16 protein-coding genes are annotated in these 20320 nt (G+C 35.3%); 8 read left to right on the plus strand and 8 right to left on the minus strand.

Annotation, left to right across the window (positions count from 1 at the left end; genetic code table 11):
* Positions 1–708 (minus strand): prepilin peptidase, encoded by a 708-nt coding sequence (locus tag CBF37_RS03695; RefSeq protein ID WP_125983369.1) that lies wholly within the window; start codon positions 706–708, stop codon positions 1–3.
* Between the two features lie 130 nt (positions 709–838).
* On the opposite strand from CBF37_RS03695, the gene CBF37_RS03700 reads away from it, so the two are divergent.
* From CBF37_RS03700 to CBF37_RS03720, 5 genes are all read left to right on the plus strand, one after another.
* Positions 839–1306, plus strand: coding sequence for a Dps family protein (locus CBF37_RS03700; protein ID WP_125983370.1), 468 nt, complete (start codon positions 839–841; stop codon positions 1304–1306).
* 315 nt (positions 1307–1621) lie between these two features.
* Positions 1622–2473 carry a PRD domain-containing protein gene (locus CBF37_RS03705; RefSeq protein WP_125983371.1) on the plus strand — a complete coding sequence of 284 codons (852 nt, stop codon included), beginning with the start codon at positions 1622–1624 and terminating at the stop codon, positions 2471–2473.
* Between the two features lie 127 nt (positions 2474–2600).
* Positions 2601–4487 (plus strand): beta-glucoside-specific PTS transporter subunit IIABC, encoded by a 1887-nt coding sequence (locus tag CBF37_RS03710; RefSeq protein ID WP_125983372.1) that lies wholly within the window; start codon positions 2601–2603, stop codon positions 4485–4487.
* A gap of 32 nt (positions 4488–4519) precedes the next feature.
* On the plus strand, positions 4520–5989 hold the full coding sequence (locus CBF37_RS03715; RefSeq protein ID WP_125983373.1) for a glycoside hydrolase family 1 protein: 1470 nt from the start codon (positions 4520–4522) through the stop codon (positions 5987–5989).
* Positions 5990–6079: 90 nt separating this feature from the next.
* Positions 6080–6931: an HAD family hydrolase gene (locus tag CBF37_RS03720; protein ID WP_125983374.1), complete on the plus strand. Its 852-nt coding sequence runs from the start codon at positions 6080–6082 to the stop codon at positions 6929–6931.
* A gap of 52 nt (positions 6932–6983) precedes the next feature.
* Here CBF37_RS03720 and CBF37_RS03725 read toward each other — a convergent pair whose 3' ends face one another.
* The 7 genes from CBF37_RS03725 to serC form a co-directional block, all read right to left on the minus strand.
* Positions 6984–7352 (minus strand): iron chaperone, encoded by a 369-nt coding sequence (locus CBF37_RS03725; RefSeq protein WP_125983375.1) that lies wholly within the window; start codon positions 7350–7352, stop codon positions 6984–6986.
* Between the two features lie 100 nt (positions 7353–7452).
* Positions 7453–10125 (minus strand): YfhO family protein, encoded by a 2673-nt coding sequence (locus tag CBF37_RS03730; protein WP_125983376.1) that lies wholly within the window; start codon positions 10123–10125, stop codon positions 7453–7455.
* 120 nt (positions 10126–10245) lie between these two features.
* Positions 10246–11493 carry a glutamate-5-semialdehyde dehydrogenase gene (locus CBF37_RS03735; protein ID WP_125983377.1) on the minus strand — a complete coding sequence of 416 codons (1248 nt, stop codon included), beginning with the start codon at positions 11491–11493 and terminating at the stop codon, positions 10246–10248.
* Positions 11493–12311, minus strand: a complete 819-nt coding sequence (gene proB, locus CBF37_RS03740; protein ID WP_125983378.1) for a glutamate 5-kinase — start codon at positions 12309–12311, stop codon at positions 11493–11495. The genes CBF37_RS03735 and proB overlap by 1 nt, the downstream gene beginning before the upstream one ends.
* Positions 12312–12333: 22 nt before the next feature.
* Positions 12334–13578, minus strand: a complete 1245-nt coding sequence (locus CBF37_RS03745) for a DUF1015 domain-containing protein (RefSeq protein ID WP_125983379.1) — start codon at positions 13576–13578, stop codon at positions 12334–12336.
* A gap of 14 nt (positions 13579–13592) precedes the next feature.
* A complete protein-coding gene (locus CBF37_RS03750; RefSeq protein WP_125983380.1) occupies positions 13593–14774 on the minus strand; it encodes a 3-phosphoglycerate dehydrogenase family protein in 1182 nt (393 codons plus the stop codon).
* Positions 14771–15850: a 3-phosphoserine/phosphohydroxythreonine transaminase gene (gene serC / locus CBF37_RS03755; RefSeq protein ID WP_165866627.1), complete on the minus strand. Its 1080-nt coding sequence runs from the start codon at positions 15848–15850 to the stop codon at positions 14771–14773. Before serC ends, CBF37_RS03750 begins: the two co-directional genes overlap by 4 nt.
* A 357-nt stretch (positions 15851–16207) precedes the next feature.
* Here serC and CBF37_RS03760 point away from each other — a divergent pair, with 357 nt between their 5' ends.
* The 3 genes from CBF37_RS03760 (at position 16208) to radA (ending at position 20306) form a co-directional block, all read left to right on the plus strand.
* A complete protein-coding gene (locus tag CBF37_RS03760) occupies positions 16208–18175 on the plus strand; it encodes a KUP/HAK/KT family potassium transporter (protein WP_125983414.1) in 1968 nt (655 codons plus the stop codon).
* A gap of 151 nt (positions 18176–18326) precedes the next feature.
* On the plus strand, positions 18327–18854 hold the full coding sequence (locus tag CBF37_RS03765) for a dCTP deaminase/dUTPase family protein (RefSeq protein WP_125983381.1): 528 nt from the start codon (positions 18327–18329) through the stop codon (positions 18852–18854).
* 81 nt (positions 18855–18935) lie between these two features.
* Entirely contained in the window at positions 18936–20306 is a 1371-nt protein-coding gene (radA, locus tag CBF37_RS03770) for a DNA repair protein RadA (RefSeq protein WP_125983382.1), read from the plus strand.
* Positions 20307–20320 lie beyond the last annotated feature (14 nt).

Here is a 20320-nt window from a genome sequence, read left to right on the forward strand (position 1 = left end):
TTATTGAATAAAAATAATAGACAGCATATATCCTAATGTAATGAATGGGATAAATGGTAAGCGGATGATTTGAGATTTACTGAGAAAATTAAAACATAAAATAAAAATTAAACCACTGAATGAGGCAAAGAAAATCACCCAAATAATTTGATATCCTCCGATAAATAATCCAAGAACAGTGATTAATTTACTATCACCTCCGCCTAAAGAGTTTGGCATTAACCAATGAATGAGCTGAAAAGCTATAAATAAAATTAATGCTGTTAGGGGGTGCAACAAATATGGTGCGGTGAAAAGAAGGCAGATTAATAATATAATTGAGAAGCTATATAAAATTTTAGGTTCAGCTATTCCATAAAGGTAATCAGTCAGACTTAATATCAAGCAGAGTATCAGTAGTATGCCGAGTATTAATTGATGGTACGCTGAAAAATCCCATTTGACATAATAAAAAATTAAGCAACAGCTGCCAACAATTAGTTCAAAAAAACTAAGGTATCGAGGAATCTTACTTGCACAATGAGCACAACGGTTTTGATGAAATAAAAAAAGATAGAGTGGTATTAAATCAAGCGGACTTAATGTGTGCTTACAAGAACGGCAGATGGAACGATTCATTGTGAATGATTCGTTGATAGGAATTCTTTCGGCAAGAACGCCTAGAAAGGATCCCAAGATACAGCCAAGATAAAAAACAAGAATGATCATATGTGGACAACTCCTTTTCGTTAAAGATACGCTAAAATATTACTCTTGTTATCCTGCAATAGAGGATTATATTTCAAATTGTCTAAGAGACGTGGTAAGATTATCTAAGAAAGATGAAGGAGGAATATTCATGAGTAATGAAAAAACAAAAGTAATATTAAATCAAGCAGTTGCAGATTTAAGTCAATTTTCTGTTGTCATTCATCAAACTCACTGGTATATGAGAGGGCAAGGTTTTTTAACAAATCATCCCAAAATGGATGATTACATGGATGATATCAATGATCGTGTTGATATTATGGCAGAACGTTTAATTACTGTTGGAGGCAATCCTTTTTCGACACTGGAAGAATTTGCAAAAAATACAAAGATTAAAGACGAACAAGGAACATATGAAAAAAGTATGACAGAGCGATTTGAAATTCTTCTATCTGGATACCACTATCTGCGTAATTTATGTGCTGAAGGTATTGAGATTACAGAGGAAGAAAATGATTTAGTAACACAAGATATTTTTATTGATATGAAGGGTGATTTTGAAAAAACAATTTGGATGCTTCATGCAGAATTAGGAACGAAACCTGAGTTGAACCAGTAAATGTAGTGATTGCTTTACTTATTACCTCTTTAGTCTATGAAACTTATGGACAAAGAGGTTTTTAGTTTTGAAAAAATTTTAAAGATTTCAATTTGATAATTCAATAATATTTAGTTTGATATTATTGAGTATTAAAAAATTATTTCAGATAGTTGTTGACATCGCTTTCAAATCGTGATAGATTTAGTATAGATAAATGAACACGGAGTGTTACTGATTCGATCAGGCATCACCAAACTTAATGACATCTGTAGTCGTTATGTGTTGGTGTTTTTTTATTGCTTTAATACGATTTTTGATTATTAAGGGGTGAGAATGATATACTCAACTGTTAAATCATTAAATAATAATTTAGTTTTAGCAACAGATCCTCAAGGTGAAGAATTTGTTTTATTTGGAAACGGAATAGGTTTCAGTAAAAAACGAGGGGACGTTATTGAAAATCATTTAGTTCAGAAAATATTTTATGCTAAAAACGATAATCAAGATTTAGTCCAAATGTTTTCGGAAATCTCACCAGACATTCTTGCGGTGACTGAAAGAATAATAGAAATGAGCGAACAGTCATTGGGGAAAGACCTTAATAATAGTTTGATGATAGCATTATCTGACCATATTCAATCAGCATATCAAAGAGTAAAAAATAATGAGACAGAGTTGGAAAATGCGTTACAGTGGGAAATTCCATTTTTATATGTTCGAGAAGCAGAGCTTGGAAAGCGGGCAGTTGAATTAATAAATCAAGAACTGTCGACTTCATTTCCAAAAGTTGAAGAATCTTTTATTGCATTACATCTAGTCAGTGCACAAGATGGACTGACAAGTATGCGAGAAACAATGCTAGTAACAGAAATAACAAAAGAAATGGTTAAGTTGATTCAATCATTGTTTGGTGTATCACTAGATAAAGAAAGCATGACTTATTCTCGATTTGTGACTCATATCAGGTATTTTATAAATCGACAATTTCATCAAGAAGAAAAAAATAATGAATCAAATAATCAAAAACTTTATGAAATTATTCAAGAGCAATATCAAAAGAGTTATGCTTGTGCTTTAGTAATAAGGGAAATGTTATTGAAAAAATATGATTTAGTAATCTCAGATGATGAAATAGTGTATTTAGTAATTCATATTGATCGTGTTGTATCAGAATCAAAAAAATAATAATTTTATTTAGGCGTGTAACAGATGTAAGGCATTAACCTGAATAAATAATAGACCACACTGCAAGTGGCTGTTATTTATTCAGGTTTTTTATTTAAACATTTATAATTTGGAAGGAGCGAAAAAGATGAATAATAAACAGTTAGCAGAACAAATAATTAATTTTATGGGAGGAAAACAAAATATATCACAAAGTTGGCATTGTATCACACGTCTGCGTTTTAATGTAATTGATGCAAAAAAAATAAAATTGGAAGAGATAAAAATGTTGAATGGGGTCTTGGGGGCACAATTTCAAGGGGGACAATTTCAGGTTATCATTGGTCATGAAGTAACCAATGTTTATGCAGAAATCGATACATTATTAGGAGAAAGAGAAGAAACTGGTGAAACTCCAGCAAGCGGGAATATAATTGATCGAATCTTTGATGTGATATCAGGTATTTTTACACCAATCTTGGCCGCAATTACAGGGAGCGGTTTATTAAAAGGTTTAATGGCAATATTAGTGACGTTTAATCTATTATCAGATCAAAGTTCAACTTATCAAGTTCTGAATGCAATAGCCGATTCTGCTTTTTATTTTTTACCATTTTTAGTTGGTTTTTCAGCAGCAAATAAATTCAAAACAAATCCATCACTGGCTGTTGCGTTAGCAGGTATCTTATTATATCCAACGTTTATCAATAATGCAGCTGCTGGCGAAATAAGCAGTTTAAAATTTATTGGCCTCAGTATTCCGATGAATAATTATGCATCGACAGTTATTCCGATAATACTCGGGGTTTGGCTATTAAGCTATGTTGAAAAATATACAAAAAAAATTATACCAAAGTCGTTAAGCATTATTTTTGTTCCATTAATTAGTTTGCTTGTGACAGCACCGATATTATTGGCATTTATTGCGCCATTGGGAGTGACGATTGGTTCATATCTTGAAATAGTTTTTACAACATTATTTAAAGTTGCAGGTCCTTTTGCAGGAGCTTTAATGGGAGGATTAATGCCGTTAATCGTTATCACAGGTATGCATTATGCATTCTTCCCAAGTACGTTTGCTAGTTTTGAAAAATTTGGTTTTGACATCATGCTTTTACCGATGAATTTAGTAGCCAATTTGGCTCAAGCGGGTGCAACCTTAGGAGTATTCATCAAAACAAAAGATGAAAAAATGAAACAGCTTGCTATCTCTAGTTTTATACCAGCACTGTTTGGAATTACAGAGCCTGCAATCTACGGTGTGACAATGAAACTCAAAAAACCATTTTATGCAAGTATGATTGGAGGTGCAGTCGGAGGTGTAATATTCGGATCTTTTGCTGTAAAAACATTTAGTTTTACAGTTCCAGGGATTTTAGCTTTGCCTACATATGTAAATCCAACTGGTGGAAACAATTTCCTTTTTGCCTTAGTCGGTATAGCTTTAAGTTTTATGTTGGGTCTGATTTTGACAATTATTTTATTAAAAGAAAAGCAAGTAGAGTCTATCGAAGAAAGGGATCCAATAATGCCTGATATTGACGAAAAATCACCGACAATTAATAAAAAAATGCCGATTCATTTAGTATCTCCGTTAACTGGACATGCAAAAGTGTTATCAGAATGTCCAGATGAAACTTTTGCTTCTGAAATTGTGGGCAAAGGCATTGGGATAATTCCGACAGTTGGTAACGTTACAGCACCATTTAGTGGAGTGGTAACGATGACGACGCCCACAAACCATGCAATCGGACTAATTTCAGATGATGGAATAGAATTATTGATTCATATAGGAATAGATACTGTCAGTCTTAACGGTGAAGGATTTGAACGGTTTGCGACTGAAGGTGATGTTGTAAAAGTCGGGGAAAAGCTGCTTGAATTTGATATGAATAAAATAAAAGAGAGTGGTTTATCTTTGTATTCACCGATTATAGTAACAAATACACCCAATTTTTTAGAGGTATTACCACTGAGTAATGATGATGAGTCAGTAGAAGCGCAACACTCGCAAATTATTACAGTGATTAATTAATAATATAAAAAAATAGTAGGAGGAATTTTATAATGAAACAATTAAACTCAGGTTTTCCAGAAAACTTTTTATGGGGTGGAGCAACCGCTGCAAATCAAATTGAGGGGGCTTATTTAGATGGCGGAAAGGGATTATCTACCTCAGATTTTGCTGCATATAAAGATCCATATGCAACTGGTAAAGTAGATAATTTTACCTTTAACGTTTCATCGAAAGAATTAGAGGAATACAAGAAAAATGACAGCAACTACCTATTTCCAAAGAGATGGGGAATTGACTTCTATCACCGTTATAAAGAGGATATAGCTTTATTTGCTGAGATGGGATTTAAGACATTCCGATTATCAATTTCGTGGGCGAGAATTTTTCCAACAGGCTTAGAATCAGAGCCTAATGAAGAAGGATTAGCTTTCTATGACCGTGTATTTGATGAATGTGCAAAGTATGGTATCGAACCGTTGGTGACAATGTCACATTATGAAATGCCTATAACATTAACGGAAAAGTTTAATGGTTGGGTGAGTCGAGAATTAGTGTCATTATTTGAAAAATATGCTCGTGTTATTTTGGAGCGTTATAAAGGTAAAGTTAAATACTGGATTACATTTAATGAAATGAATATGAATTTAAACAGTTTGTACACGGGAGCTGGGGTTCTTGAAGATTTAATTCGACCTGAAGATAAATTACAAGTAACCTATCAAGCATCGCATCATCAATTTTTAGCTAGTGCATTAGCTGTAAAAGCAGCACGTGAAATTTGTCCTGATGCACAAGTTGGTTGTATGATTAATCAAATAGAATCATATGCTTTGACTACAAAACCTGAAGATCAATTGCAAGCTTTGAAATCAAATCAGTTAAATATGTTTTATCCAGACGTTCAAGCAAGAGGAGAATATCCTAGTTATATGGCAAAATATTTTGCAGATAATGATATACATATTGTCATGGAACAAGGTGATGAACAAATTTTACAATCTGGTAAGGTCGATTTTGTCGCCATCAGTTATTATATGTCTCATGTCACTGAAGCACGTGAAGATGCAGCGAAATTAGCCGGTTCATTTGATAGTCCGATAAAAAATGAATATTTAAAATTATCGCAATGGGATTGGCCGATTGATCCGATTGGTTTACGAATCTCGTTAATTAAATTATACGACCGATACGAATTACCATTATTTGTTTGTGAAAATGGTTTAGGCGCTAGAGATGAATTAACTGATGATGGTAAAATTCATGACGAATATCGAATCGATTATATAAAGAAACATGTAATACAAATGCGTGAAGCAATCAAAGATGGCGTGGATTTATTAGGATATACGACGTGGGGATGTATCGATTTGATTAGTTGTGGTACTTCACAAATGAGTAAACGATATGGATTTATTTATGTGGATCAAGATGACGAAGGCAACGGAAGTCTGGAAAGATATAAGAAAGATTCCTTTTATTGGTATAAAGAAGTAATTGCAACAAATGGACAAAATTTATAAGAAACAATGAAATAATAGAGAATAGCTTGATATTATCAAGCTATTTATCTATTGTTGACTTATAGTCTAGTATATTTATAGGAGGATAAAATGGATAAAAATAAAAAAAATGTAGCATTTTTTGATTTAGATGGTACGCTATGCGATAGCAGCGGCGAGGTTTTACCTTCAAGTGTGAAAGCAATTCGTCAATTCAGAGAGCAAGGAAATATTGCGTTCATTTGTACCGGACGCTCAAAACCTGAGATTTTAGACAGTATTGTCGATATTGGTTTTGATGGAGTTGTTGGTGCAGGTGGTGGCTATATTGTTGTCGGGGATAAAATAATTCATCACAAACGATTGCCAAAAGATGCTGTTCAAGATATTGTGAAATATTTTGATGAAAATGATGTTGGTTATTATTTAGAATGTAATGATGGTTTATTTAAGAGTGAAAACTGTGAGCGTAAAATTCGCGAAGAATTAAAGCAACACGCAGCAGAAATTGGTGAAACGCCTGAAAATTTAAATCATAAAATGACTTGGTTTTATGAATTATTGGAAAAATATGATGGCTTAGAAGTTGATTACAATAATGTGAATAAAATTAGTTTTATAAATAATACTGTTCCATTTGATGATATTGTAAATCGTTACGGAGAATCACTACAGATTTACCATTCAACGGTGCCGCTGTTTGGTAAATGGAGTGGTGAAATCGGTATAAAAGGTATAAGTAAAAAGGAAGCAATTGAATTTGTCTTGAATTATCTTGGAGTTGATAAAGAGCAGTCAATTGCTTTTGGTGACGGCAACAATGATATTGCGATGTTTGAAGTTGTTGGTTATGGGATTGCCATGGCTAATGCAACACCTGATTTGAAGAAAATTGCTAATGAAATTACTGCAGATTCTGATTCAGATGGTATTGCTATCAGTCTTGAAAAATGGTTGGTGTAAGAAAGAGGAACTCTTTTTAAATAAGAGTTTCTCTTTTTTTATTACTTTTAGGTTAACGCCAAAATTTAGGATGGTCTTTTTTATCTGTTAAGTTAAAGTTGATAAATTGTTTGATTAAATCATAGGGAATATCTTTATCCCAAGGGATTTGTAAGAGTTGTTTTGTATGAGAATATCCTTGAGCATTTATTTCATCAGCAAAAGTAGAGATAACTATTTGTTCTGGCGCAACAGCGATGTGTTTTTTTGAAATGCTGAGTCCTAAAATAAAAGTATCGTGACTGGTAAACATTGGTTGTTTCCAAGCAATACGTGTGTCTAATTCTGGAAAGTTATGTTGAATCCAATTTAATATATGTTCCATGCGTTCTCTTTGTTCAGGTAGTTCAATTGTTTGCAAATAGTCATTAAAATTTTCCATATAAAGCCAACTTTCTTTTTTTATTTTGAGTATACCTGACCGATTGAATAATACCAGAAAAAAGCTTCCTCTACATTTCATTTGTAGAGGAAGCTCTTCTTTATTTTTGACGTCTGCTGCGCCGTGTTGTTAAGTTGCTTGCAGATTGTGTTGGATCTAAAAGAGGCTGTTGTTTTGTATGCAGCGTCCAACGATAATACCCTGTGAAAGCAATAATTCCGCCAAAGAATAAAATTAAACCAGGAATAAACCCTACTGGTAAGTAAGACATTTTTATATCTGAAGTTCCCGCTGGAATTTCAAATGTCAGCAAACCATCCCAGAATGGTTTGGTTTCAACTTTTTTGCCATTAACTTTCACTGTCCAGCCTTTATCATAGGGGATAGTTGTGAAAATAACTTTTTTCTCTGGTGTTTCTACTTTAGCTTTGGCAGATCTGTTGCCAGTTTTGAAGGCAACACCGTTTTGTTTAATTTGTGTCATTGCACTTTGATAATAGTTAGTATCCATCAACATAACCGGCGGATTAATAAAGCTGACATCTTGCGAACCTTGGAAAGTCAGTGTAAACTGAACGGTTGCATCCGATGGAAAGTAGCCTAGGTTATAGTATTGTCCAGTAATACCGATTTGTGCATTGTAGCTGGTTCCTTGAGATTTAACTGTAACTGTTGAGCTACCGAGTTTTCCAAAATCTGAAGGGAATAGGCTGATATAAGCTTGATTGCCACCAGGTACAGCAACGTTGTATGTGATTTCTTTTGCCATGTTTGGTTTAAGTTCTGCATATGTAATATTATTATTTTGATCTTTAGTAATTTTGGTGTTCTTAGAGCTTTCAACAACCGGATTGACAAATTTAAAATAAGCACCCTCAGAATAATTTGCTAATTGGTTGATCAAATCTTTTTGAGCTGTGAGATTGTCATTTGTTGGCTGTTTGATTTTATAAATATCTGTTGTTGTCATAACACCAAGCGGCAGCGCCAAATCATTTTGGAAAAGTTGATATTTTCCGGAACCGCCGTCTGGTTTAAATCCGAATTTGTTGACCGGTTGATTGCTGATATTGTGACGTATCCCAACTAGACTATCCATAAATAAAGTATTATTTTGATAGCGAATATTAAGATTAGTCCCTTCTGAACGGTAACCTAAAGAATCAAGAACAGCTGATGAATGTCTATTACGAATAGATGAAAACATACTGATTCCGCTGAACCCGTAATTAAATGAATCATTTGCAGATATAGGTGCCAATGATTCCAGTCGATAGAAAGTATCGCCATTTTCTGCGGTAGCCTTATCAACTAGCTTTTTATAATCCTTGTATGGCTCTGAATAGAGACTGCGTGATGCATAATTCCAATCTTTTAAAATACCGTTAACCATAAAGTTTGTATTTAAAAATGCTTCACCGATAACTACAAGTAGTAGAAGAAATGATAACTGTTTCATCGGGATTTTTTTAAATTGATAGAAAAGGATTGCGGTTAGATAAATAGCTAGAAATAAAATACTGACTAGCAAAGATTGATACGTAACAAATTCATATTTACCTTCACCAGCTGTCAATTTACCGAGTGAGAAGAGAATGGCTAAGATTAAAACAGTACCGACAAGATAACCCTTGTCGTCTGCTCTAAATTTTTCCCATCCATATCCGGCAAGCATCACAACTAAAAATGAGAAGATAAAACTGAAACGGAAAAGGAACATATTCGGTGCGTGAAGCCCATGCCAAATTAAATTCAGCGGGTCGATATAAAAACTAGCGATAATAATCGCAAAGACAGCACCATAAGCTAATTTATTTTTTAAAGGAATTTTTTTGGTAACAAAATAAAAAATACAAAAGATCAAAGGTAAAAGTCCAACGTAAATAAAAGGAATTGAACCATATTTAGTCGTATCAAAAACGCCAATCATATTTTTATTGATGATATCCCAAAAGGAGGTGGCATCAGTTTTGAAACGTGACATTTCAGTCAACTTTTCACCATTAGTCCGCAAATCCATCACCGCTGGTAGAATCATAACCATTGAACTTAGACCAGCCAAAATAGCTGTTGTAAAGTAAGGAACAATCGTTTGTTTCCATTTAGTTGAATGAATGACACATTGTACTGCATAGTACATCACTGAAAAGAGACCGATAATAAAACCAAAATAGAAGTTGGAAATAAATAATAATAAATAAGAAACAAATAGCACAATGGAACGGCCTTTTTCAAAAATCTGATTAATTCCCAAAATAATCAAAGGGAAGTACATAAAAATATCAAGCCACATAATTAATTCTGACTGAGCTGTGACAAATGACATTAAGGAGTATGCAACAGATAAGGCAACAATAGACCAACGCTCAATTTTAAATGTACGTTTTCCGTAGGACCAGAAAGCTAGACCAGCTGCTCCAATTTTAATCATTGTTAGGAGATATAACGCGTCTGGGATGTTTTCATTTTTAAAGAAAAATACAAGTGGAGTAAAAATACCACCCAAGTAATACGAAATAAGCGACCAATAGTTAATCCCTAGGGATGCATTCCAAGTATAGAAGAGGCTTTGCTCACCATGTAGAGCATTTCTAAAGCTTGCATGGAAATTTGAAAATTGAGAAAAAGCATCACTAGCAAGTACACTGCGATCACTGCCCCAGTAAATACCTAGACTTAAATAAGCAGCAAACATTAGAAAAAAGGGAATAAGAAATGATGCTGCAGCGTAAATACCATCTCGTTTAAAAGATTGTTTCCATTTTGATATCATATTATAAAATTCCTCCGATATTGAATTAACGCTTATTATTTTAACATAAAGCATTAACAAAAACAGTAAAAGAGAGTGTTGTTTTTAATAACACTCTCTTTTTGTTATATAAAATAAGTACTATTGTCTGATTTGTCCTGATCCCAAAATGATGTACTTCGATGATGTTAGTTCATTGAGCCCCATTGGACCTCGAGCATGCAGCTTTTGCGTACTGATACCAATTTCACCACCAAAACCGAAAGCACTTCCATCAGTAAAACGAGAAGAGGCATTGACATATACTGCAGCTGCATCAACTTGCTGCGTGAATATTTGTGAAGTAAAATAATTGTCAGTCACAATAACTTCAGAATGCTGTGTACTGTAAGTATGGATATGCTCTATTGCTTCATCCACAGATGAAACGATTTTAACGGCTAAAATATAATCTAAAAACTCAGTCGCATAATCGTCATCAGTCGCTAAAATACTATCTGTCAACCAGCTCATTCCTTGACTGTCGCTTCTGAGTTCCACGTTAAATGGTGCTAAAGCAGCTTCTAATTTAGGAAGAAAAGTGGTTGCTATTGCTTCATGAACGATAACCGTTTCAGTGGCATTGCAGACAGAAGGACGTTGGCACTTTCCGTTGACCACAATCGAAACAGCCATGTCGATTTGTGCGTCTTGGTCGACATAAACGTGACAGTTGCCGGTACCAGTTTCAATAACCGGTACCGTAGCAGTATTAACAACGGTTTTGATTAGATTTGAACCGCCACGAGGAATCAACACGTCTAGGTAATCTGATAATTGCATAAATTCCCGTGCTGTTTCTCTAGACGTATCTTGAAGCAGCTGGATTGCTTCTTGTGGTATGTGGCACTGGCTGAGAGCTTGCTGCATAAGCTTGACTAAGACCTGATTCGAATGAAACGCTTCTTTCCCTCCGCGTAAAATAATGGCATTGCCAGCTTTAAAGCAAAGACTTGAAGCATCTGTTGTAACGTTTGGTCGTGATTCATAAATAATCCCAATAACACCTAGAGGAACTCGTTGTTTTCCAATTGTCAGGTCATCTTCATTTTTCCAAACATGATCCATCGTACCAATTGGATCGGGCAATGAAATGATGGTTTCAATATCGTGAGCCATTACTTGAATGCTTTTAAAGGTCAGACGCAGACGATCAATCATAGCATCCGTTAAACCGTTTTTGGTTGCTGAATTAATATCTTTTTGGTTAGCGGCGAGTATGATATCTGTTTCTGTGCGTAAAGTATCGGCAATATGTTGCAAGGCTGAATTTTTTTCTTTTGTAGAGCAAGTAGCTAAAAATCTGGCTGCTGTTTTAGCTCGACTGCCTAGTTGATTTAATGAAGTCATTATGATTCACCTCTCGTTGATTGATTTGCAAAAAGTGTCCCAATATTTTTTTCTTCAAGAATATCTAAGATAATTGCTGGATTAGTTCCTTTCGCTAAAACCATTTTTTGATTATTAGCTAAGATTCGTTGAGCAGCTTTTAATTTACTCGACATTCCACCTGTTCCCAATTTTCCTTTGGTACCAGAAGCACTCTTGATCAAAGATGGTGTGATATTTGTAATGTGAGAGTATAATTCAGCTTGCAAATTAATGTTTGGATCATCAGAATAAAAACCCTCAATGTCAGACAACATAATTAATAAGTCAGCATCAGTGATGTCTGCCACAATAGCCGATAGTTGGTCGTTGTCGCCAAACTTTGTTAAATGATCTAATTCATCGACGGCAACACTGTCATTCTCGTTTACGATAGGAATAACATGTAGCTTAAGTAGCTCGTCAAATGTGTTGATAACATTTTGTCGACTGGATGGAAAATCAACAACATCGCGTGTCATTAAAACTTGGGCTGTCTGCTGATTGTAATGGTAAAATCGCTGTGAATAAATTTTTATTAGTTCAGCTTGGCCGATTGCTGAAATAGCTTGTTGTTTAGCAACTGTCTGAGGGCGTTCTGAAATGCCTAAATGATGCATTCCTGTACCAATAGCACCTGAAGAAACTAAGATAATACCATAGTTTTGTGCTGCTAAAGTGCTTAAAGCAAAAGCTAACTGATCAATTGATTTTAAATTAATTTTGCCATTGTCCAAAATTAAACTACTTGTGCCAATTTTAACAACAATACGTTTCACCTGTTGAAAATTTCTAGTCAAAATAGCACCTCCAATTTTAAATTTATCTGTTTGTTTCTAAATCATGAACGAATAAACCACTTAAGAGTTTTGGTTCAAACCATGTTGATTTTGGCGGCATGATATCATCATTATCCGCTACAGTTAACAATTCATCCATTGTCGTTGGATATAAAGCAAAGGCGACAGTATTCTTACCGCTATTAACAGCTGTTTCTAGTTCGTCTAAACCACGAATCCCACCGATAAAATCAATGCGTTGATCTGTACGAATATCTGTGATGTTAAAAATATTTTCAGCAATCAATTTTTGAAATACTGCAGCATTCAGGGCATCTGATGTATTATTAAATGTTATCTCAGGAAGCAGCTGCAGCAAGTACCATTTTTTTTCTACGTACATTGTAAATTCACGTTTGTTAGCAGGTTTGGGCAGTGGTTTGTTTAAAAGTTTGACGTCAAAGAAGTTACTCAGTTGGTCAAAAAAGTCGTGTGGCAAGGGAGCTGAAATTACGCGATTGTAATCATAAATGACTAAATCATCTTTTGGAAAGATAACTGATAAAAAATAATTTGCTTCAGTATCGTCCTTTAAAGTATCGTTTTTCAACTTTTCTTGACCTAACTTGACGGCAGATGCTGAACGATGATGCCCGTCAGCAATGTATAAACTATCTACCTGGTTATCAAAAATTTTTTCAATTTTTTTAATGATTTCAGGTTGGTCAATTTTCCAAACTTTATGTGCTGTTGAATAGAAACTTTCAAAATTATAAAGAGGCGGGTGATTTTCCTTCCAATTGCTGACGAGAGCTGAAATATCAGAATTATCACGATACGTTAAAAAGATAGGACTTGTATTGGCATCACAATAAGTCATGTGTTTAAAACGGTCCAACTCTTTTTCTGGACGTGTTAATTCATGTTTTTTAATTTTATTATTTTGATAATCAGCTATTGCGGTTGTTGCGACAATCCCTGTTTGAGATATTCCATTCATTCTCAATTCATATAAATAAAGTGCGGGTTTATCGTCTTGAACAAGCCAGCCTTTCTCTTGAAAATCTGCTAAGTTCTGTGCAGCAGATTCATAAACTGTATCACTGTGTTCGTCTGTTGCCAAAGGTAAATTAATTTCGGCTTTATCAATATGCAGATAAGAATAGGGATTGCTTTTAGCGATGTCTCGTGCCTCTTGTGAGTTAAGTACATCATAAGGCAGAGAAGCTAGATTTTGAACTACTTCAGTGCTGGGTCTAATACTTTTAAACGATCGAACTGTTACCATAATCAAAAAACCTCCTATATTTTAGTGTTGGTAATAAGTCGTGTGCGTATAACTGCAGAATTCTGCTGAATATCTGAAACAATACTTTGTGCCATATCAAGAGCCGTTTCGTCTAAGTCAACAAGAGTATAGGCAACCTCGCCACGACTTCGATTTGTTAAATTATGGATATTTATATTTTTTTGTGCAACTAATTGAGAAATAGCTCCGATCATATTAGGGATATTTTGATGAAGTACGCTGATTCGGTAAGGGCTGTTAAAAGTCATATCAACAGTAGGCAAATTAACCGAATGACGAATATTACCAGTTTCTAAATAATATTGCAGTGTACGCGCCGCGGATTTGGCACAATTAATTTCAGCCTCCTCAGTGGAAGCTCCTAAATGCGGTAAGAGCGTAATATTTGGTTGATGCAACAGTTCTTCAACTGGAAAATCGGTAATGTATTTTGCGATACCGCCGTTTGCAGCTGCCTTTAAAACAGCTGGATTGTCAACTAGTTCTCCACGTGAAAAGTTGAGTAATACTGTATTGGGCTTCATTTTGGACAATTCTTTTTTTCCGATAAAATGTTTAGTCTCTGGTAAAAGTGGAATGTGTATGGTAATAAAATCGGCTTCTGAAAAGATATCTTGGAGATCAAGTACACGCTGAACTCGACGGGACATCTTCCAAGCAGTATCAATGGAAACATGGGGATCGTATCCGAGTACATTCATACCGATTTGATAGGCATCATTTGCTACACGAGAACCAATAGCGCCTAAACCAATAACGCCTAGAGTCTTGCCTTCAAGTTCAGTACCGGCAAATTGTTTTTTATTTATTTCCACTTCTGACGATATAGCATGAGAATCTAAGTGGTTTATCCATTCAGTTCCTTTTAAGATCGGACGGACAGCCAATAATAGGTTTGCTAATACTAATTCTTTTACTGCATTGGCATTAGCACCTGGAGTATTAAAGACCGCAATTCCTTGACTGGTACATGTATCAATTGGAATATTATTCGTTCCTGCACCGGCGCGTCCAATTGCTAAGACAGAATCGGTCAATTTTTGTTGATGCAGCGAATGGCTTCTCAAAAGTATGGCATCCGGATGATCGCTATCCTCAACTATGTATCCGGCTTGTTTAAGAAAATTTAACCCTTCTGGTGCAATTTGGTTGTATGTTTTTACAGTATATGTCATTGGTTGTTATACTCCTTTTCAAAGGTATCTAGTGCTTGAATTAATGCTTGAACACCTTCAAGTGGCATTGCATTATAAAGGCTGGCACGCATACCGCCAACGGAACGATGCCCTTTCAGGTTAATAAGTCCTTGTTTTTCAGCGTATGCGATAAATTTTTTATCATTATCTGCATTAGTTGAGACGAAGGGAATATTAGTTAATGAACGGCTTGACGGTTTGACGGGTGAAGAAAACATCGGCGATTGATCTAAGTAGTCATAGAGCAAAGCTGCTTTTTTCTGGTTGTATGTCAGCATAGCTGATTGTCCGCCAAAATCTTTTAGCCATTCCAGTACTAAGGACATCATGTAAATTCCGTAAGTCGGCGGGGTATTATACAGAGAGTCATTTTTTGCATGAATGGCATATTGCATCATCGAAGGAACTGATTCAGAACATCTATTTAGTAATTCTTTTTTTATGACGACCAGTGTTACACCAGCAGGCCCAATGTTTTTTTGGGCACCAGCATAGATTAAATCAAAGTCGCTCACGTGATAGTCATTTGATAGAATGTTCGAAGACATATCGGCAACTAAGGGAATTTTTCCTGTTTTCGGGATTTTTGTATAAGCAGTTCCTTCTATCGTATTGTTTGTTGTCACATGAATATAATCTAAATCATCTGGGAAATTTTCTGGTATAGGTGGAATTTCTTGGTAGCTTTTGTCTTGGCTGCTTGCCAAAATGTTTACGTAATTACCAAGTTTTTTTGCTTCAGTGATGGCTTTTTTACTCCAAACACCGGTATCGATATAGCCGACTTTTCCTGTTTGTCTTAAATTGAGTGGAACCATTGTGAATTGCAGACTAGCACCGCCTTGCAAAAATAAAATCTCATAATCATCGGGAATCATCATTAGTTCTTTTAGCAGTTTTTTTGTTTGATGATGGATATTATCATAGATGGAGGAGCGGTGACTCATTTCCATAACTGACATTCCGGAGTTCTGATAGTCTCCTAATTCTTGTTGTGCACGTAATAAAACTGGTTTTGGCAGCATGGCGGGGCCGGCTGAAAAGTTATAAACCATCTAGATAACATCCTTTCTTTTTGTGTAGTGAGATTCATTATAGCAAAAATTAAAAAAAGATTAAATATTAATGAGTGAAAATTTTTGGTAGATTTCAGCGTTATAAGTTTTTTAGATAACTTTTAGTTAATTTATAACAATTAAATAACTGATTATTTACACAAATTAAGAATTGAATGAAAAGTCTAGTATTATTGCTATTAAAGAGTATAATGACATTTGTCTAAATTGGAAATTAGATGGATTCTGTATAAATAAAAGGGTGTTTATTAAGTAGGGTAAGGAGTGTTTAATGTGAGTCGAGCAGCTCAAAAGCAAAGACTTGATAAGTTTACAGTTGGTGGGGCTCTGATTGCTATGGGTGTTGTATATGGGGACATAGGAACAAGTCCTTTATATGTTATGAAAGCAATTATAGACGGTAATGGCGGTTTGGGGCAAATATCTGAAGATTTTGTCTTGGGTGCAGTATCACTGGTTTTTTGGACATTAACTTTATTAACAACGGTAAAGTACGTTATGATTGCACTTAGCGCGGATAATGATGGTGAAGGTGGAATTTTTTCACTCTTTACATTAGTGAAAAAGATGAGCCCGTGGTTGGTATTTCCTGCAATGATTGGCGGTGCAACTTTATTGGCTGATGGTGTCTTAACTCCAGCTGTAACAATTACGACAGCTATCGAAGGACTGCGTGGGATTCCTGTTTTTTATGACACGTTTGGGGAAAATCAACACATTATTATTATTATCACATTGATTATCATTTTGATTTTATTTTCTATACAGCGTTTTGGTACCCAAAAGGTCGGAACAGCATTTGGACCATTGATGTTAGGTTGGTTTACTTTTTTAGGTGCAATGGGCTTATATAATTTTTTTAAAGATATTACGGTTATTCGTGCGTTAAATCCTTACTATGCGTTTGAACTGTTACTGTCTAGTGAAAATAAAATGGGTATTTTTATTTTAGGCAGTGTATTTTTGGCAACTACTGGTGCTGAAGCCTTATATTCAGATTTAGGACATGCTGGTCGTGCTAATATCCGTTTGAGTTGGCCTTACATTAAAGTGTGTTTAACACTTAATTATTTCGGACAAGCTGCATGGATTCTACATGTGAAAAATGATCCGTATTACCAAAGCATCTCTATGCTGAATCCTTTTTTCCGAATGATGCCACAATCTTTTGCTATAGTGGGTGTCTTATTTGCAACAGTCGCAGCGGTGATCGCCTCGCAGTCTCTAATCTCAGGATCGTATACATTGGTTTCCGAAGCAATTAAGCTACGTCTGTTGCCCAGGTTAAACATAGTGTATCCGACTGATCAAAAAGGTCAATTATATATTCCAGCAGTTAACACACTGCTGTTAATCGGTTGTATGGCAATTGTAGTCACATTCAGGACTTCTGCTCACATGGAAGCAGCTTATGGTTTAGCTATTACCGTGACGATGTTGATGACAACTATTTTGCTATTTTTTTATTTAGTACAACGGAAGACACCGAAGATTATCTCTTTTATAATTTTTATTTTCTTTGCAGGGATTGAAGTTATCTTCTTTATTTCAAGTGCTACTAAATTTTTACACGGTGGTTATGTCGCTGTAATTATTGCTTTGATTATTTTAGGAATTATGTTGATTTGGCATCGTGGTAGTGTTATTCAAGAGAAGAGCTCGAAACGTGTGTCATTATGTGAATATATCGACCAACTTGATGAATTGCGTCATGATATGACGATTCCCAAAATACAAACAAATTTAGTCTTTTTAACGTCTAAAATAAAAGGACATCAAGTCGCCGGAGAGTTAATGTACTCGATTTTAGATAAGCGACCAAAACGGGCTGAAGTATATTGGTTTGTTAATGTATTTGTTACAGACGAACCGTACACGCAAGAGTACTATATTGATACGATGGGTACAGACTATATCGTTAATGTTCAACTGCGCCTAGGTTTTAGAATGAATCAAGAAGTTAATGTGTACCTACGTCAAATTGTGAATGAATTAATGGAAGAAGGAATAATTCCAAGACAACCGCAGAAGTATACTATCACACCAGGCAGAGATGTCGGCGATTTCGCATTTGTTTTAATTCATGAAGAGTTGACACGTGTGACGTCATTGAATACTTTAGATACGATGGTTATGCAGATGAAATTAGCAATTAAGAAGATCGCATTTGATCCTGCGCGCTGGTTTGGTTTAGAGTATAGCGATGTCATTGTTGAACATGTACCGTTAGTACTTGGTAAGCAAAAACATGTTGGACGATTAAAACAAGTTCAAGTAAGTGATTTTGATGAAGAGGACGATTAAGACTTTTGATTTAATTATTTGATTTGATTAGAGTAAGTCGAATAACAGCTGTATATCAGGATAATGTACTGAAAACCGCTCGTTATTAACAGACTTACTCTTTTTTATTTGTTATAATAAAGTATTAACAAAAGAAGAGGATGAAGTATTTATGGGGAAAATAAGAGGGTTTGAAAAAGTGACGACATTTGAAAATATTAATTTACCAAAACGCGCGACAATTCATGCAGCAGGTTATGATTTTGAGGCGGCGGAGACAGTGATTATTCCAAGTATTTGGAAATCAGGTATTGCATCAGCATTAAAATGTATACTATCTAATGATAAATTTGCTGAAACTCCAGATCATAAGAAACAAGTAAAACCTGTACTTGTAGGAACCGGTGTTAAAGCGTATATGGAGGAAAACGAATTTCTGCAGTTATGCAATCGTTCAAGTAATCCTTTAAAGAATTTTTTGTTATTAGCAAATGGTGTCGGTGTTATTGACAGTGATTATTATGATAATGAAGCAAATGAGGGGCATATCATGTTTCAATTTTTGAATTTTGGTTTAAAAGATATTGAAATAAAAAAAGGTGAGCGAATTGGTCAAGGAATCTTTTTGCCTTTCTTGAAAGCAGATAATGATGAAACAACGACTAGTCGTACTGGTGGGTTTGGTTCATCGGGAAAATAAACAATTTCAGATATTTTATAACAAATGTACGGGTGTTTTTATGTAGATATGCTAAAATTTAATTATCTAGGAGGTTAGTAAATGGCAAAGAAAAAGCGAGCAGAATTTGTGTGTCAGAACTGCGGGTATATCTCACCTAAATATTTGGGGCGTTGTCCGAATTGCGGTGAGTGGAATTCTCTAGTGGAAGAAGTATCCGATGATAAACCGACACGGCATAGTCGTGTCAGTTTAACAGGAAAAAAAAATAAAGCTGAAAAATTAAATAAAGTTGTTCGCACACGTGAAGCCAGAGTTGAAACAGACCTAGGTGAATTAAATCGTGTGCTTGGTGGCGGAGTTGTACCGGGCTCACTAGTCTTGATTGGCGGGGATCCTGGTATTGGGAAATCAACCTTGCTATTACAGGTATCTCAGCAGTTGAGTAAATTGGAAGGCGATGTACTATATGTGTCTGGTGAAGAAAGTGCGCAACAAATTAAGATGCGTGCTGAGCGATTAGATGATGGTGGTAATGATTTTTATGTTTATTCTGAAACGGATATGAGTTCTGTGAAGCAGACAATTGATGATATTCGTCCGGATTACGTTATTATCGATTCTATCCAAACCATGGTTCATCCGGATATTGATAGTGTAGCTGGGAGTGTCAGTCAGGTACGTGAAACAACTGCTGAATTGATGCAGATTGCCAAGACCAACCAAATTGCTATTTTTATCGTTGGTCATGTAACGAAGGAAGGATCACTGGCTGGACCGAGGATGTTGGAACATATGGTTGATACTGTATTGTATTTTGAAGGTGACCGCCACCATACTTATCGTATTTTACGAGCAGTTAAAAATCGTTTTGGCTCTACAAATGAAATCGGTATTTTTGAGATGCGTGAGCAGGGATTAGTTGAAGTCACTAATCCATCGGAAGCCTTTTTAGAGGAACGAATCGACGGTGCGACAGGTTCAGCAATTGTTTGTTCAATGGAAGGAACCAGACCGATTTTGGCAGAAGTTCAGGCGTTGATAACGCCGTCTGTTTTTGGCAATGCTAAGCGAACAGCTACAGGTTTAGACTATAATCGTGTATCGTTAATTATGGCGGTGCTGGAAAAACGCGCAGGATTAATGCTACAAAACCAAGATGCTTATTTGAAAGCTGTTGGTGGAGTAAAATTAGATGAACCAGCTATTGATTTAGCTATTGCAATGGCTATTGCGTCTAGTTATAAAGATCGTGGGACATCTCCATATGAATGTTTTGTAGGTGAAATCGGGTTAACTGGTGAAATCAGACGAGTTAATCGGATTGAACAGCGTGTTGGAGAAGCACAAAAGCTTGGATTCAAAAAAATATATGTGCCGAAAAACAGTCTCCACGGATGGCGAGTACCTACTGATATTGACGTGGTCGGTGTTGAAACCGTATCTGAAGTATTAAGAAAAGTATTTAATTAGAGGAGGGAAGAAAA

It is taken from the genome of Vagococcus vulneris (assembly GCF_003950515.1).
In the GTDB taxonomy this organism is placed as follows: Bacteria; Bacillota; Bacilli; order Lactobacillales; family Vagococcaceae; genus Vagococcus; species Vagococcus vulneris.